Consider the following 1,692-nt stretch of genomic DNA (forward strand, 5'->3'; position numbering starts at 1 on the left):
TCTCTGCGCCCTCCGCGTCTCTGCGCCCTCTGCGTTGATCGCCGCAGTACGCTCAGTGCCGGAAATGACGCATCCCCGTGAACACCATGGCGATGCCGTGTTCGTCGGCTGCGGCGATGACCTCGTCGTCGCGCATGGAGCCGCCGGGTTGGATGACGGCGGCGATGCCGGCGTCGGCTGCGGCGTCGATGCCGTCCCGGAAGGGGAAGAAGGCGTCCGAGGCCATCACCGAACCCGCCACGCGCAGGCCCTCGTCGGCGGCCTTGATGCCGGCGATCTTCGCGGAATAGACCCGGCTCATCTGTCCGGCGCCCACGCCGATGGTCTGCTCGTCCCGGGCATACACGATGGCATTGGACTTGACGAACTTTGCCACCCGCCAGGCGAACAGCAGGTCCCTGACCTGCTGCGCATCGGGTTGGCGCTTGGTGACCACCTTGAGGTCCGCTTCGCCGATCTCGCCCAGATCACGATCCTGGACCAGCAGGCCGCCATTGACCCGCTTGAAGTCCCAGCCCGGCTGCGGCGCACCCCACTGGCCGCAGGCGAGCACGCGCACGTTGGGTTTGCCGGAAACGGCACGGGCCGCCTCGGGAGTGATTTCCGGCGCGATGATCACCTCCACGAACTGCCGGCTGACAATGGCCTGGGCGGTATCGCCGTCCAGCGGGCGGTTTAAGGCAATGATGCCGCCGAAGGCGGACGTCGGGTCCGTCTGGAAGGCGCGCTCATAGGCCGTCAGGATGTTGTGTGCCACGGCGACGCCACAGGGGTTGGCGTGCTTGACGATCACGCAGGCGGGCGCCTCGAACTGCTTGACACACTCCAGTGCCGCGTCGGTGTCCGCGATGTTGTTGTAGGACAGTGCCTTGCCCTGGATCTGCTGCGCCGTGGCCACGCCCGCCTCGGTGGGGACCGTGTCCCGGTAGAATGCGGCGCGCTGGTGCGGATTCTCCCCGTAGCGCAGGTCCAGGATGCGCACGAACTGCCGGCTCAGGATGCCGGGGAATGCCGTCTGGCTGTCATCTTCGGCAAACCGGGTCAGGTAGTTGGCAATGGCCCCGTCGTAGCGCGCCGTGTGGGCGAAAGCCCGCGCCGCAAGTTCGAAGCGCAGGGAATGGGGCAGATGGCAGTCGTGGGCATTCAGGGCGTGGAGCACCCGCTCGTAGTCCTCGGGTTCCACCACCACACCGACGTGGGCATGGTTCTTCGCGGCGGCCCGCACCATGGCCGGTCCGCCGATATCGATGTTCTCCACGGCGTCTTCCAGGGAGCAGCCGGGACGCGCCACCGTGGCCTCGAACGGGTAGAGGTTGACCACCACCAGATCGATGGGCGCCATGCCCTGGGCCGCCATGGCGTCGTCGTCGGTGCCGCGGCGGCCGAGGATGCCCCCGTGAATACGCGGGTGCAGGGTCTTGACCCGGCCGTCCATCATCTCCGGGAAACCCGTGTAGTCCGACACCTCCCGCACCGACACGCCGTTCCCGGCCAGCAGCCTCGCCGTCCCGCCGGTGGACAGGATCTCCACGTCCAGGGACTGCAACGCTTGAGCAAATTCCACCACCCCTTCCTTGTCGGAGACGCTGATCAGGGCACGGCGGACGGGGGTGAGGGGGGGTGTGGCGGGTGTCTGGGTCATAGTGAAACCGTGGGGGTCGGTTGGCGTAGGGGGGCGATTATATCGAAGGA

1 protein-coding gene is annotated in these 1,692 nt (G+C 67.3%); it reads right to left on the reverse strand.

Annotated elements, in window-relative coordinates; genetic code table 11:
* Positions 1–52 precede the first annotated feature (52 nt).
* On the reverse strand, positions 53–1,642 hold the full coding sequence (gene purH, locus B1C78_RS17260) for a bifunctional phosphoribosylaminoimidazolecarboxamide formyltransferase/IMP cyclohydrolase (RefSeq protein WP_077280387.1): 1,590 nt from the start codon (positions 1,640–1,642) through the stop codon (positions 53–55).
* Positions 1,643–1,692: the final 50 nt, after the last annotated feature.

It is taken from the genome of Thioalkalivibrio denitrificans, assembly GCF_002000365.1.
Taxonomy (GTDB): Bacteria; Pseudomonadota; Gammaproteobacteria; order Ectothiorhodospirales; family Ectothiorhodospiraceae; genus Thioalkalivibrio_A; species Thioalkalivibrio_A denitrificans.